Source organism: Aquitalea denitrificans (genome assembly GCF_009856625.1).
GTDB lineage: Bacteria > Pseudomonadota > Gammaproteobacteria > Burkholderiales > Chromobacteriaceae > Aquitalea > Aquitalea denitrificans.
In genome coordinates, this window is record NZ_CP047241.1 from 2,097,863 (window position 1) to 2,111,333 (window position 13,471).

The following is a 13,471-nucleotide window of genomic DNA, read 5'->3' on the forward strand; positions in this document are numbered from 1 at the left end:
CGAGATTTTGCCTACCATCATGAGCACACCATCCAAAGACATCTTCAAGGCCTACGATATCCGTGGCATTGTCGGTAAAACCCTGACTGCGGATGTGGCCCGCCAAATCGGCCATGCCATCGGTTCCGAAGCACAAGCCCGCAAGGTAAAAGCCATCGTGGTTGGCCGTGATGGCCGCCTGTCCGGCCCGGACCTGAGCGATGCGCTGGCCAGCGGTATTCGCGCCGCTGGCGTGGATGTGATTGATGTGGGCCGCGTGGCCACGCCGATGCTGTACTTTGCCGCGTACGAACTGGGCACTCTGTCCGGCGTGATGGTGACCGGCAGCCACAACCCGCCGGATTACAATGGTTTCAAGATGATGCTGGCCGGCGACACGCTGGCCGGTGACGACATCCAGCGCCTGTACCAGCGCATCAAGGACAAGGATCTGAGCCAGGGTGAAGGCGGCTATCGCACCCATGACATCGTGGAAGCCTATCTGGACCGCATCACCAGCGATGTAAAGCTGGAACGCAATATGAATATCGTGGTGGATTGCGGTAACGGTGTGGCCGGTGCCTTTGCCCCGGTGCTGTTCCGCCGCCTGGGCTGCCGCGTACGCGAGCTGTTCTGCGAAGTGGATGGCAGCTTCCCCAACCACCATCCGGACCCGGCCAAACCGGAAAACCTGCAGGATGTGATTGAAGCGCTGGCCAAGACCGACTCCGAACTGGGCCTGGCGTTTGATGGCGACGGCGACCGCCTGGGTGTAGTCACCAAGGATGGCAACATCATCTGGCCGGACCGTCAGCTGATGCTGTTTGCCGCCGATGTGCTGGAACGCAACCCCAAAGCCAAGATCATCTACGACGTCAAATCCACCCGTCTGCTCAAGCCGTGGATTCTGGAAAACGGCGGCGAGCCGGTGATGGCCCGTACCGGCCACAGCTTCATCAAGGCCAAGATCAAGGAAACCGGCGCCCTGCTGGCCGGTGAAATGAGCGGCCACGTGTTCTTCAAGGAACGCTGGTACGGTTTTGATGACGGCATGTACGCCGGCGTGCGCCTGCTGGAAGTGCTGTCGCGCGTGGAAGACCCCAGCGCCGTGCTCAATGCGCTGCCCAACGCCATCTCCACCCCGGAACTCAACCTCAAGATGAAGGCCGAGGGCGAAAACCATGCACTGATCGCCAAACTGCAGAAATCTGCCAAGTTCGAGGGTGCAGACGAAGTGAATACCCTGGATGGCCTGCGGGTAGAGTACGCCGACGGTTTTGGCCTGGCGCGCGCATCCAACACCACACCGGTGATCGTGCTGCGTTTTGAAGCCGACAATGCCGAGGCCCTGGAACGCATCAAGGCCGACTTCCGCCGCGTGCTGTCTGCCGCCACCGATGCAGCGCTGCCGTTCTGATGCGCAATGATGGCGTGATGGCGGCGTGATGGTGGCGCAAGGCCAGCCACCGCCGCCATCCGCCCGGCACGGCGGTTCACCGGGATAGTGCAGCCACAGTCGCTTGGCTATAATGGCGACCGAACCAGACCACAAGGGACATGCAAGCCATGTCCCTTGTCATTATCGACAGGGCGAAACTCCTCCCTGTCCAGAAAGGACAAGCATGTACGCACAGGCTGCCAGCAGCTTTAGCACCGTACGCGATCTGCTGCGTTTTGCGGTGTCGCGTTTCAACCAGGCCGGCCTCACCTATGGCCACGGCACCGACAATGCCCACGACGAAGCCGCCTACCTCATCCTCACCACGCTGAAGCTGCCGATCGACCGGCTGGAACCCTATCTGGATGCCCGCCTGCTGCCGACCGAGGTGAAGGACGTGGTGGACCTGATTGAACGCCGGGCCGAAGAAAAAGTGCCGGTGGCCTATCTCACCCACGAAGCCTGGCAGGGTGAATTCAGCTTCTATGTCGACGAACGCGTGCTGGTGCCGCGCTCCTTCATCTACGAACTGCTGGGTGAGCCGCTGCAACCGTGGATCGAACATCCCGAACTGGTACACCGCGCGCTGGATTTGTGTACTGGCTCTGGCTGCCTGGCCATTCAACTGGCACACCATTACCCGGACGCCGAAATCGACGCCGTGGACATTTCGCTGGATGCGCTGGAAGTAGCGGCCATCAATGTGCAGAACTACGGCCTGGAAGACCAGATCCAGCTGATTCACAGCGATCTGTGCGAAGGCCTGGAAGAGCCCTACGACCTGATCATCGCCAACCCGCCGTATGTGGATGCCGAATCGGTGGACGCGCTGCCGCAGGAATACCTGCACGAGCCGGAAATTGCCCTGGGTTCGGGCGAAGACGGCCTGGACGCCACGCGCGAAATCCTGCGCCGCGCGCCGGATTTGCTGACTGAGCATGGCGTGCTGCTGGTGGAAATCGGCCATAACCGTGACATGCTGGAAGAATGCTTCCCCAACCTGCCCTTCATGTGGATGGAAACCGCCAGCGGCGATGGCTTTGTCTTCTTGCTGACCCGCGACGACCTGATCAAGGGCCTGGAGCTGGACGCTGCCGCGGAATAAGCCAGCACCCAACCAAAAAAGCCGGACATAGTCCGGCTTTTTTGCATTCTGCAACGATGGCCTAGTGTGTAAAGCCGTAATTCCAGACCAGCAAGCTACTGGTAAACAACATGATGAGGCCAATGGCACAGTCCAGAATGCGCCAGCTACGCTCCTGCTGAAACAGCGGCGCCAGTTTGCTGGCAAAAAAACCGATACCGACAAACCAGCTGACCGAGGCAGTGATGCTGCCCAGAATAAAAGACGGTGCAGACTGACTGCCATACACCGACGCCACGCTGCCAATCAGTACCACGGTATCCAGCCACACGTAGGGATTGAGCAGGGTCACCAGCAAAATGGTACGAATGGCCTTTTCCCTGTCCCGCTCTACCGAGCCATCCAGTTTCAGCGCACCCGGGTGCAGCGCAGCCCGGAAAGATTTGAAACCCAGCCACAGCAAGAAACCGGCACCCAGCCAGGCAATGGTCTGCACAAAACCGGGAATGGCACCAATGATCTTGCCCATGCCCAATACGCCGCAGCTGATCAGGATGACATCCGCCACAATGCAGATCAGCACGATGGGCAGAATGTGGCTGCGCCCTATTCCCTGCCTGATGATGAAAGCATTCTGCGGACCGATTCCCACGATCTGACTACCGGAAAGGCCCAGCGCGGCCAGATAAACACTCAGATTGAACATGGATTTCCCGTTGCACTGTGGTCTGCCCGCCTGCCGGCCAGACCTGCTTGATTGACAATGCCCACAGACTAATGCGACGGCGATAAAAAGTTAAACTAATAATTTTTATATGTAATAAGTATTTCTAATTTTCAATCACAGACTCAACCGTGTGGTATTCCAGCAGAGCAGGCAATTCACGCTTCACGAAGTCGATCAACACCCGCACCGCCGGCGACAGGCCACGCCGGCTGGGGTAGAGCATCACCAGTCGCCCATCGCGGCTATGCCAGTCTGGCAGCAATAGTTGCAACCGCCCGCTGGCCAGCTCCTGGGTGCAGGCATACAAGGGCAGGTCGGCAATGCCGATGCCGGCAAGTGCTGCCTGTTTCAGGGTGGGAATATGGTCGCTACGCAGCAAGGCATTCATCTGCACATCGCAACTGAGACCAGCATGACTGCGTAAACGCAAGACATCACTGCCCTCTCCTTGCGGCGCAAACAGCAAGGCATTGCACCCCGCCAACTGTTGCGGCTGCAGAACACCACCCAATGCCAGACCAGGCGCAGCCAGCAAGCCCCAGCGTGCGGTGCACAAGGGAACCTGGATCAGACTGGAGGGCAGCAAGGCATGATTGACGCCACGCACCACCACATCCACGCCCTCTTCCAGCAAGTCCACCTGACGATTGCAGGCCTGCACTGCCAAGCGCACTTTGGGGTAGTGCAACATGAATTGCGGCAGCAAGCGGGATAGTACCGCATCGGCAATTGCCACTGGCACACTCAGCCGCACCGTGCCGCTTGGTTCGTGCTGGCGCTGCCTGACAGCCTCTTCACCGGCACGGGCCTCGGCCAGCATGGCCAGGCAGTGCACGTAAAGGGCCTCACCCGCGTCGGTCATACTCAGCGCACGCGGCCCCCGCTGTAACAAGCGCGTACCCAGTCGTTCTTCCAGCAAACTGACACGGCGGGACAGCCTTGATTTGGGCAGGCCCAGCGCTCGCGCTGCCGCACTGAACCCCTGGCGCTGCACCACTTGGGAAAACAGATACAGATCATTCAGATCCAGTGCCAGCGTGCTCATATCGCTCCCACTTGTTGAATCAACATCTTATCGTTCTGCCAATAGAACGATAAATGAGATTTTTCCTATATTTTCATGGACTTGGCTTTGCTCATAATACTTCCACGCAATCAAGCCTTTAGTACAGTTAATGCCAAATACACGCTACTTGCAGCAATAAACGATGCGATTGCGCAACCACCACTCAAAGGAATAAGCCATGAAAATCCGCCAACTGTTTTCTGCCACGCTGCTCGGTCTTGCCACCCTGGCTACCCTCGGCAGTGCTACGCCGGCTACTGCCGCAAGTACAAGCGCGGCAAGCATGCAGCAAAACGCCAATCTCAGCATGCTGTCGCGTGACAATGCCGTGCTGCTGCTGGTGGATCATCAGGTGGGCCTGATCAGTGGCGTACGCGACACTACGGTTGGCGATCTGAAACACAATGTGGTTGCCCTGGCCAAAGCCGCCCGCACCCTGGGTGTGCCGGTTATCGTGACGGCCACCATGCCGGACGGTATGTGGGGCCCGACCATGCCGGAACTGACTGCAGCCCTGCCCGGCGTGCAAGTGATCAGCCGCACCGTGATCAATGCCTGGGAAGACCCGAAAGTACGCGCCGCCATTGAAAAAACCGGTCGCAAGCAAATCATCGTGGCTGGCGTATCGCTGGAAATCTGCGCCAGCTTCCCGGCCCTGTCGGCCAAGGCCGCTGGCTATGACACCCGTGTCGTGCTGGATGCCTCCGGCACCTTCAATGAAGCCAAGCGCACCGCCGGCCTGCAACGCCTGCTGGGCGCCGGCATCCCGGTAACCGACTATGCCACCGCTGCCGTGGAGATGCTGCGCAGCAATACCGCCCCCAAGGCCGGACAGGTTTATGGTGATCTGGACATGCCGTTTGCCACCCTGGTATGGCAGATGCAAAGCGGCTTCAGCAAGAAGTAAGCCCTGGCAGTGCACACAGCCAGCGCCCATTTCGTGACGCTGGCAGCCAATACCTTCTTCCACTAGCCCTACAGGGATGACGCATCATGAAACAAGCAGACAAGGTGGCAGTTGTCACCGGCGGTTCGCGTGGTATTGGCGCAGCCATCGCCCGCAGACTGGCCGATGAGGGTGCGCAGGTGGTGATTGTGTATCGCAGCAATCAGCAACAGGCGGAGCATGTCGTTGCCGGCATCATCAGCCAGGGCGGCAAGGCGGTGGCCTATGCAGCCGATGTCAGCCAGGAACTGGCGGTGCGCGATGTGCTGTCCACCATCGCCACCCGTTTTGGCCGCATCGACATCCTGATCAACAATGCCGGGGTATTTGAAGGACGCAGCCTGAGCGAAGTGGATGCCGAACATATTGCCCGTGTCTTCGACGGCAATATGGGCAGCATGCTGCTGATGACCCGCCATGCGCTGCCGTTTTTCCCGGAGCACGGCGGACGCATCGTCAACCTGTCCAGCAATCTGATCTACTCGCCGCGCATCGGCACGGCCATTTACTCGGCCAGCAAGGCCGCCGTTTCGGTATTGACCCATGCCTACGCACTGGAACTGGGCCGTCGCAATATCACGGTGAATGCAGTTGCCCCGGCCATGACCGAAACCGACATGACCGCAGCCACACCCCTGGCCCGGCGCGAAGCCGTGGCCAATGGCACACCGCTGGGCCGGGTGGCGCAGCCACAAGACATCGCCGATGTGGTGGCATTTCTGGCCAGTGATGATGCCCGCTGGATTACCGGCCGCACCCTGCTGGCCGATGGCGGCCTGACCGATGCCCTGTAAGGCAGCCACGGACATGCATGTACTGACGGTGGAACTCACCATCAAACCGGCGTGTGTGGCTGATTTCCTGCAAGAACTACAGCAGTTCAGCCGCTTCATTCTGCAGCAAGAAGCCGACTGCCTGCGCTTTGAAATCTTCCAGGACGCTGACGACCCCTGCCGCTGGAAGGCTGGAGCAGCCGCCGACATCTGGAAGATGTGCAATTGCAGCGCGCGTACTACCAGCCCTATTTCGCCAGGGTGCAAACCATGTTTGCGGCAGAGCGCCGACTGCGGCACTGGCGAGCGCTAGCGCTGGAACGCAGTTAAAGCAAGCCTGCAGCTGAAGCAGGCAGTACAAGAGTAAGACCGGCAGCACAGAGGCAGCCGGTTTTGCCGCTGACGTTTAACCACGCTGCGGCCAACTGGCCCGGCGGCAATCAGGACACAAGCAAGATGACACAATTGAAGATTTCCGCGGCGACCCACGGCCAGCCGCTCACCATTGGCAGTGGCTTTCAGGCCCAGCATTTTGGTGAACAGATGTTCCACGGGCTGATCGACCCGGTAGTGATGGTGGACCACTTCCACATGACCAGCCCTACCTTCGAGCCACATCCGCACGCCGGTATTTCCGCCGTGACCTATATGTTCGAGGACGCCAGCAGCCCGCATGTCAATTACGACTCCATGGGCAATCAGGGCCCCATCGTGCCGGGCGCCCTGCACTGGCTGGCTGCCGGACGTGGCGCCGTACATACCGAGCAGCCGGAAGGCGCAAATCCGCACGTGCATGCACTGCAGATTTTCGTCAACCTGCCGGCCAGCAAGAAAATGCAGGCCCCGTTTGCCGTGCATGCCGATCCCGCCGACATTCCGGAATACCAGGCACCGGGCGTGCGGGTACGTATTGCAGCCGGCAGCAGTAACGGCATTCACGCGGCCCACACCGCGGCATTGCCGGAAGCCTTTACCTTGCTGGATGGCTTTATTGATGCAGGCCAGCGCTTCGCTCATGTGCTGGAACCCGGCTGGAATGCCATGCTCTATGCCATCGATGCTCCGCTAAAGCTGACAGCCGACGGACAAAGCGCCGACATCCCGGCCAGAGCAGCCGTTGGCATTGCTCTGGCTGATTCGGCGGCACACGCTGCCCGGCTGCAGATCCATGCTGAGGCCGGCTGTCACTTTGTCTTGCTGTCCGGCCTGGCGCTGAACGAGCCACTGGTTAAACACGGCCCCTTCGTGATGAATAGCAGCGAGGAAATCAACGATCGCATCTGGGCGTATCAACGCGGCGAGTTCGGACAATTGACCGAGGACTGGCTGCGCAATGGCCGTCCGTCAGCATGAATCTTGCCTGAGCACCTCACTGGCTTCGCTGAAGCCTTGTTCGTCTCCATACTGTTTGCCATGCGGCCGCGTAGCCATTAGCATGAGCCACCTTGTTCAAGCGGGAGCGCCCGGTGCTGGACCCAAAACAACTGGAAGCCTTGTCAGCCGTGGTGGAAACCGGCGGTTTTGACAAGGCCGCGCGCAAGCTGTTTCTTACCCAGTCCGCCATTTCGCAGCGCATACGCCAGCTGGAGGAGAATCTCGGCCAGCCGGTACTCACCCGCACCAGCCCGCCGGCCCCAACCGTGGCTGGCCGCTTGCTGCTGCAACATTACCGCCAGCTCAGCCTGATGGAGGGCGAGTTACTCAACACCCTGCAGCCTGATGCCGAACAGAGCGGCTTCACTACGCTGGCCGTGGGTGTGAATGCCGACAGTCTGGCCACCTGGTTTCTGCCTGCAGTGCAAGGAGTCATGCAACAGCGCCGCCTGCTGATCGACGTAATGATGGATGATCAGGACTACACCCACGAACTGATGCGTGCCGGACATGTGGTGGGCTGCGTCGGCACCCGCCCCACCCCCATTCAGGGCGGCGAATGCCATTTTCTGGGCTGCATGCGCTACCTCTGCCTGGCTACCCCGGCCTTTGCCGCCCGCTATTTTGCCGATGGCTTTACCCCGGCCGCACTGGCCCAGGCTCCGGCCATCATTTTCAGTGGCAAGGACGATCTGCACAGCGAATTCCTGCAACAGTTTGCGGCTTATGAAGGCAGCACTCCCCACCTTACCCTGCCGACACCGCAAGGCTTTGTGCAGGCAACACGACTGGGACTGGCCTACAGTCTGCTGCCGGAGTTGATGATTGATGATGACCTGCAAACTGGCCGCCTGATGGACCTGCTGCCGGGTCAGTATGTGGACATGCCGCTTTACTGGCATCACTGGCGGGTGGAGTCTTCGCTGGCACAAGCCTTGAGTGCTGCGCTGCTCGGCCATGCCGGCAAGGTCTTGCGTCAGCCCGATCAGCCCTGATTCGCTCACGGTGCCGGTTGACAGTGTGCGGCGCGCAGCGCAAGATCACGCGCCCTGCTTGATCCACCCGGAGAGTCCATGGCAACCGATATCCCCAGCCCAGAACAATGGGCCACACTGGAAGCTGCTGCACGTGCCGCAGCCCGTCAGGCCTATGTCCCGTACAGTCGCTTTGCCGTTGGTGCCGCCATTCTGGATGAGCAGGGACGGATACATCCGGGCTGCAACGTAGAAAATGCCAGCTATGGCCTGGGTAATTGTGCGGAACGTACGGCGATATTTTCTGCCCGCGTGCTGCATGGTCTGCAACAGGTGCTGGCGGTCTGCATCTACACCCCCACAGCCACACCCACCTCCCCTTGCGGAGCCTGCCGTCAGGTACTGAACGAATTTGGCCCGCAGATGCTGGTGCGCAGCATCTGCGACGGCACTGACCGTATCGACACCACGCTGGACCAGCTGCTACCGCATGCCTTCGGCCCGCAAAACCTCGCCGACGCCTGAGCTCCCACCCAAGCTGCGCCACGCGGCGTGCCCGGAGCAGGCATGAAAAAACGGAAGCCACTGGCTTCCGTTTGGTTTTGCTGCCTACTGCACAGTCTGCTTAGCCCACCCAGCGGCGTGCCGAGGCAAACATGCGGAACCAGGCACCGTTCTCGCCCCAACCTTCCGGATGCCAGCTGTTTTGCACGGTGCGGAACACACGTTCCGGGTGCGGCATCATGATGGTGAAGCGACCATCGGCGGTGGTGACACCGGTGATACCTGCCGGCGAGCCGTTCGGGTTCAGCGGATAGGTTTCGGTCGGCTTGCCGTTGAAATCCACATAACGCAGGGCGGTGATTACCCCATCCTGCGCATCCGGGGCAAACACGGCACGGCCTTCACCGTGGCTGACCACGACTGGCAGCTGGCTGCCCACCATGTCGGCCAGGAAGATGGACGGCGACTCGGTGACTTCCACCATGGTGAAGCGGGCTTCGAACTGCTCGGACGCATTGCGCTGGAACTTCGGCCAATGCTGGGCCCCCGGAATGATGCCGGACAGATTGGACATCATCTGGCAACCATTGCACACGCCCAGCGCGAAGGTGTCGCCACGCTGGAAGAAGGCTTCAAACTGCTCGCGGGCACGCGGGTTGAACAGCACGCTCTTGGCCCAGCCTTCGCCTGCACCCAGGACGTCGCCGTAGCTGAAGCCACCGCAGGCGGCCAGGCCCTTGAAGTCGGACAGTGCCACGCGACCGCTGATGATGTCGCTCATGTGCACGTCTACCGCCTGGAAGCCGGCACGGTCGAATGCCGCAGCCATTTCCAGTTGGCCATTCACACCCTGCTCACGCAGGATGGCCATGCGTGGACGTGCGCCGGTAGCGATGAACGGTGCTGCCGGATTGTCTTCGGTATCAAACGACAGCTTGGCCGACAGGCCCGGAGCCTTGGCGTCGGACAGCAGCAGGTGCTCGCTGTCGGCGCAGGCCGGATTGTCACGCATGCGCTGCAGGCGGTAGCTGGTTTCGCTCCAGGCCTTGTGCAGATCGATACGGCTTTCGCTGAACAGCTCTTCGCCATGATGGTTGATGATCAGGCGGTCCTTGCTGTTGATCTTGCCCAGCACGAACAGCTCACGGCCAATACCGGCAGCCATGAAGCGGGAAATTACATCAGAAGTGTGTACCTTCTTGACCTGCAACACGGCACCCAGCTCTTCGTTGAACAGCACGCGCATGATGCGGCCATGGGTGGCACCTTCCGGCGTGGGCTGTACAAAGTCGTCGATCAGACGCTGGGTATTCTTGCGCTCGATCACCAGTTCCTGCAGGTCCACGGTAAGGCCCACATGACCGGCAAACATCATTTCCGCCAGCGTAGCGAACAAGCCGCCATCGGAACGGTCGTGGTAGGCCAGCAGCATGTCGTCACGCAGCAGGGTTTGCACTGTATTGAAGAAGGCAGCCAGCTGGGCCGGGCTTTCCACGTCCGGCGCACGGCCTTCCATGGCTTTCCACACCTGACCGTAGATGGAGCCGCCCAGACGGCAACGGCCATAACCCAGGTCTACCAGAATGATGTCGGTGTCTTTTTCGTCGCGCAGCTGCGGGGTGACGGTCTTGCGTACGTCCTCTACCGGGGAGAAGGCGGTGACGATCAAGGAAACCGGTGCGGTCACCGACTTTTTCTCGCCGGCATCGTCCCACACGGTTTTCATCGACAGCGAGTCCTTGCCCACCGGAATGCTGACGCCCAGATCCTGGCTCAGCTTGGATACGGCGTCCACGGTTTCGTACAGACGCGCTTCTTCGCCCGGATGGCCGGCAGCGGCCATCCAGTTGGCGGACAGCTTGATATTACCGATGTGGCTGACAAAGCTGGCGGCGATATTGGTGAGCGATTCACCAATGGCCATGCGGCCAGACGCGGCGGCGTTGAACAGGGCGGTCGGGGTGCGCTCGCCCATAGCCATGGCTTCGCCACGGTAGCTGTTGAAACCCATGGTGGTGACGGCAACGTCGGCCACCGGCACTTGCCACGGGCCCACCATCTGGTCGCGCGCGGTCATGCCGCCCACCGAGCGGTCGCCGATGGTGATGAGGAAGGACTTGTCGGCCACGGCCGGGTTGCGCAGCACGCGGTAGGCGGTTTCCTTCAGTGGGAAGCGCGAAGCGTCGAACACGCGGAATTCCAGCGGTACGGTCTTCACGTCGCGGGTCATGCGCGGCGGCTTGCCCAGCAACACTTCCAGCGGCATGTCCACCGGGTTGTTGTTGAAGTGGTCGTCGCGTACTTGCAGGTGGCCATCATCGGTGGCCACGCCCAGTACGGCAAACGGGCAGCGCTCGCGCTCGCAGATGGCGGTAAAGCGGTCCAGGTCTTGCGGCAGGATGGCCAGCACGTAACGCTCTTGCGATTCGTTCGACCAGATCTGCATCGGGGTCATGCCCTTTTCTTCCAGGTGCACCTTGCGCAGATGGAAGATGGCACCGCGGCCGGCATCGTTCACCAGTTCCGGGAAGGCATTGGACAGACCACCGGCACCCACGTCGTGGATGGACACGATGGGGTTGTTGCTACCGTACTGCCAGCAACGGTCGATCACTTCCTGACAGCGGCGTTCGATTTCCGGGTTGCCACGCTGTACCGAGTCGAAGTCCAGGTTTTCGCTATTGGCACCGGTGTCCATGGAGGACGCGGCACCACCGCCCAGGCCGATCAGCAGGCTGGGGCCACCCAGCTGGATCAGCAAAGCGCCTTCCGGAATTTCGTTCTTGTGGATCTGTTGCTGCTGAATGCTGCCCAGGCCACCGGCAATCATGATGGGCTTGTGATAGCCGCGCACTTCGCCATCGACAACTTCTTCAAAGCTACGGAAGTAGCCGGTCAGGTTGGGGCGACCGAATTCATTATTGAAGGCAGCGCCACCAATCGGGCCATCCAGCATGATTTGCAGGGCGGAGGCAATGCGACCCGGACGGCCGTATTCGGCCTGGCTGTCGCTATACACTTCCCACGGCTGCACAAAGCCCGGAATGTTCAGGTTGGACACGGTAAAGCCGGTGAGGCCAGCCTTGGGACGCGAACCACGACCGGTGGCGCCTTCGTCACGGATTTCACCACCGGAACCGGTGGAAGCACCAGGGAACGGGGAAATGGCGGTCGGGTGGTTATGGGTTTCCACCTTCATCAGGATGTCGGTCGGTTCGGTGGTGAAACCGTACTCGGCCGTTTCCGGTGCCGGGTAGAAGCGGTCGATGAAGGCACCTTCAATCACCGAGGCATTATCCTTGTAGGCCACCAGCGTGCCTTCCGGATGTGTATCGTGCGTGTCACGAATCATGCGGAACAAGGACTTGCCCTGCTCTACGCCGTCGATCACGAACTGCGCATTGAAAATCTTGTGACGGCAATGTTCCGAGTTGGCCTGGGCAAACATCATCAGTTCAACGTCGGAGGGATTGCGGCCCATGCGGGTGAAGTTTTCCACCAGATAGACGATTTCGTCTTCGGACAGCGCCAGGCCCAGCGAGCGGTTGGCCGCTTCCAGTGCCGCACGGCCACCACCCAGGATATCCACGCTGGTCAGCGGCTGCGGGTCCATGTGGACGAACAGCTTGTCGGCATCGTCCAGCGAACCCAGCACGGTTTCGGTCATGCGATCGTGCAAGAGGCCCGCCAGAACCTGACGAGCCTCTTCACTTAAAGATACTCCGGCGGTGCTTACCCAGTAAGCGGTGCCGCGCTCGATCCGCAGCACTTGTTCCAGCCCGCAATGGCGGGCAATATCGGTAGCCTTGGAGGCCCAGGGTGACAGCGTACCCAGTCGTGGCGTCACCAGGAACAATTCGCCCTGCGGCACCTCGGCATACGGAGCCTCGCCGTAGTTGAGCAGCTTGCCCAGAATGCCTTGCTGTTCGGTCGAGAGTTCGTTTTCGCTCTCGGCAAAATGCCAGAATTCGGCTTTCAGGCTGATCTCGGGCAGGCCGGCTTCTGCAGCGGCAGCGAGAAGTTTTTCAAGACGAAACTGGGACAGGGCAGCACCGCCCCGCAGCTTGAGAATGGTCGACATGCAACACTCGCGACAAGGATCAGGAAAGCGCGTCATAATACAGCAAAACAGGCCGTACATTAAGGCCATTCTGCGGCGAATGTCGGGCTATCAATCGTCCACAGCGCATTTACGGAACAATAAAGTCACCGCAAGGAGCACCTGAGCATGAAAAAGATCGAAGCCGTGATCAAACCCTTCAAACTGGATGAAGTGCGCGAGGCGCTGTCCGACCTTGGCATCAACGGCCTGACCGTTACCGAGGTCAAGGGTTTTGGCCGCCAGAAAGGCCATACCGAACTGTATCGCGGTGCCGAGTATGTGGTGGACTTCCTGCCCAAGGTAAAAGTGGAAGTGATTCTGGCTGACGATCTGGTGGATCGCGCCATCGAAGCCATCGTGGCCGCTGCCCGTACCGGCAAGATTGGTGACGGCAAGATCTTTGTCACCGCCGTAGAGCAGGTGGTGCGCATCCGTACCGGCGAAACCAACGAAGATGCCATTTGATCAGTAGATGGCAATATCCCGCCTGTTGCCATCTGCATG

12 protein-coding genes are annotated in these 13,471 nt (G+C 60.2%); 9 read left to right on the forward strand and 3 right to left on the reverse strand.

Annotated features, from left to right (window positions below; translation table 11 throughout):
• Positions 1–19: 19 nt before the first annotated feature.
• Both GSR16_RS09450 and prmB read left to right on the forward strand, forming a co-directional pair.
• Positions 20–1,396: a phosphomannomutase/phosphoglucomutase gene (locus tag GSR16_RS09450; RefSeq protein ID WP_089083316.1), complete on the forward strand. Its 1,377-nt coding sequence runs from the start codon at positions 20–22 to the stop codon at positions 1,394–1,396.
• A 205-nt stretch (positions 1,397–1,601) separates the two neighbouring features.
• Positions 1,602–2,522, forward strand: a complete 921-nt coding sequence (gene prmB, locus GSR16_RS09455) for a 50S ribosomal protein L3 N(5)-glutamine methyltransferase (protein ID WP_045846985.1) — start codon at positions 1,602–1,604, stop codon at positions 2,520–2,522.
• A gap of 61 nt (positions 2,523–2,583) precedes the next feature.
• Here the strand turns inward: prmB and GSR16_RS09460 are convergent, their stop codons facing one another.
• Both GSR16_RS09460 and GSR16_RS09465 read right to left on the reverse strand, forming a co-directional pair.
• Positions 2,584–3,207 carry a LysE/ArgO family amino acid transporter gene (locus GSR16_RS09460; RefSeq protein ID WP_159876780.1) on the reverse strand — a complete coding sequence of 208 codons (624 nt, stop codon included), beginning with the start codon at positions 3,205–3,207 and terminating at the stop codon, positions 2,584–2,586.
• A gap of 124 nt (positions 3,208–3,331) precedes the next feature.
• Positions 3,332–4,273 (reverse strand): LysR substrate-binding domain-containing protein, encoded by a 942-nt coding sequence (locus GSR16_RS09465; RefSeq protein ID WP_159876782.1) that lies wholly within the window; start codon positions 4,271–4,273, stop codon positions 3,332–3,334.
• Between the two features lie 199 nt (positions 4,274–4,472).
• On the opposite strand from GSR16_RS09465, the gene GSR16_RS09470 reads away from it, so the two are divergent.
• The 6 genes from GSR16_RS09470 to GSR16_RS09495 all read left to right on the forward strand — a co-directional run bounded on the left by GSR16_RS09470 (position 4,473) and on the right by GSR16_RS09495 (position 8,886).
• A complete protein-coding gene (locus GSR16_RS09470; RefSeq protein ID WP_159876784.1) occupies positions 4,473–5,201 on the forward strand; it encodes an isochorismatase family protein in 729 nt (242 codons plus the stop codon).
• 86 nt (positions 5,202–5,287) lie between these two features.
• Complete coding sequence (locus GSR16_RS09475) at positions 5,288–6,034, forward strand: SDR family NAD(P)-dependent oxidoreductase (protein WP_159876786.1); 747 nt, start codon at positions 5,288–5,290, stop codon at positions 6,032–6,034.
• A 13-nt stretch (positions 6,035–6,047) separates the two neighbouring features.
• Entirely contained in the window at positions 6,048–6,326 is a 279-nt protein-coding gene (locus GSR16_RS09480) for a putative quinol monooxygenase (protein WP_159876788.1), read from the forward strand.
• A 143-nt stretch (positions 6,327–6,469) separates the two neighbouring features.
• A complete protein-coding gene (locus GSR16_RS09485; protein WP_159876790.1) occupies positions 6,470–7,366 on the forward strand; it encodes a pirin family protein in 897 nt (298 codons plus the stop codon).
• Between the two features lie 113 nt (positions 7,367–7,479).
• Positions 7,480–8,382, forward strand: coding sequence for a LysR family transcriptional regulator ArgP (locus tag GSR16_RS09490; RefSeq protein WP_159876792.1), 903 nt, complete (start codon positions 7,480–7,482; stop codon positions 8,380–8,382).
• Positions 8,383–8,460: 78 nt separating this feature from the next.
• Positions 8,461–8,886, forward strand: coding sequence for a cytidine deaminase (locus GSR16_RS09495; protein WP_159876794.1), 426 nt, complete (start codon positions 8,461–8,463; stop codon positions 8,884–8,886).
• Between the two features lie 100 nt (positions 8,887–8,986).
• Here the strand turns inward: GSR16_RS09495 and purL are convergent, their stop codons facing one another.
• The gene (gene purL / locus GSR16_RS09500; protein ID WP_159876796.1) at positions 8,987–12,946 is read right to left on the reverse strand and encodes a phosphoribosylformylglycinamidine synthase; all 3,960 of its coding nucleotides are present in this window, start codon (positions 12,944–12,946) and stop codon (positions 8,987–8,989) included.
• A gap of 147 nt (positions 12,947–13,093) precedes the next feature.
• On the opposite strand from purL, the gene GSR16_RS09505 reads away from it, so the two are divergent.
• Positions 13,094–13,432: a P-II family nitrogen regulator gene (locus GSR16_RS09505; protein ID WP_045846995.1), complete on the forward strand. Its 339-nt coding sequence runs from the start codon at positions 13,094–13,096 to the stop codon at positions 13,430–13,432.
• The last annotated feature ends 39 nt before the right edge of the window (positions 13,433–13,471 follow it).

Excerpts from the sequence above, each read along its gene's own strand:
- GSR16_RS09495 (WP_159876794.1), top strand. The coding sequence starts at position 8,461 with ATGGCAACCGATATCCCCAGCCCAGAACAATGGGCCACACTGGAAGCT.
- GSR16_RS09465 (WP_159876782.1), bottom strand. The coding sequence starts at position 4,273 with ATGAGCACGCTGGCACTGGATCTGAATGATCTGTATCTGTTTTCCCAA.
- GSR16_RS09505 (WP_045846995.1), top strand. The coding sequence starts at position 13,094 with ATGAAAAAGATCGAAGCCGTGATCAAACCCTTCAAACTGGATGAAGTG.
- GSR16_RS09450 (WP_089083316.1), top strand. The coding sequence starts at position 20 with ATGAGCACACCATCCAAAGACATCTTCAAGGCCTACGATATCCGTGGC.
- GSR16_RS09460 (WP_159876780.1), bottom strand. The coding sequence starts at position 3,207 with ATGTTCAATCTGAGTGTTTATCTGGCCGCGCTGGGCCTTTCCGGTAGT.
- purL (WP_159876796.1), bottom strand. The coding sequence starts at position 12,946 with ATGTCGACCATTCTCAAGCTGCGGGGCGGTGCTGCCCTGTCCCAGTTT.
- GSR16_RS09480 (WP_159876788.1), top strand. The coding sequence starts at position 6,048 with ATGCATGTACTGACGGTGGAACTCACCATCAAACCGGCGTGTGTGGCT.
- GSR16_RS09475 (WP_159876786.1), top strand. The coding sequence starts at position 5,288 with ATGAAACAAGCAGACAAGGTGGCAGTTGTCACCGGCGGTTCGCGTGGT.
- GSR16_RS09470 (WP_159876784.1), top strand. The coding sequence starts at position 4,473 with ATGAAAATCCGCCAACTGTTTTCTGCCACGCTGCTCGGTCTTGCCACC.
- prmB (WP_045846985.1), top strand. The coding sequence starts at position 1,602 with ATGTACGCACAGGCTGCCAGCAGCTTTAGCACCGTACGCGATCTGCTG.
- GSR16_RS09485 (WP_159876790.1), top strand. The coding sequence starts at position 6,470 with ATGACACAATTGAAGATTTCCGCGGCGACCCACGGCCAGCCGCTCACC.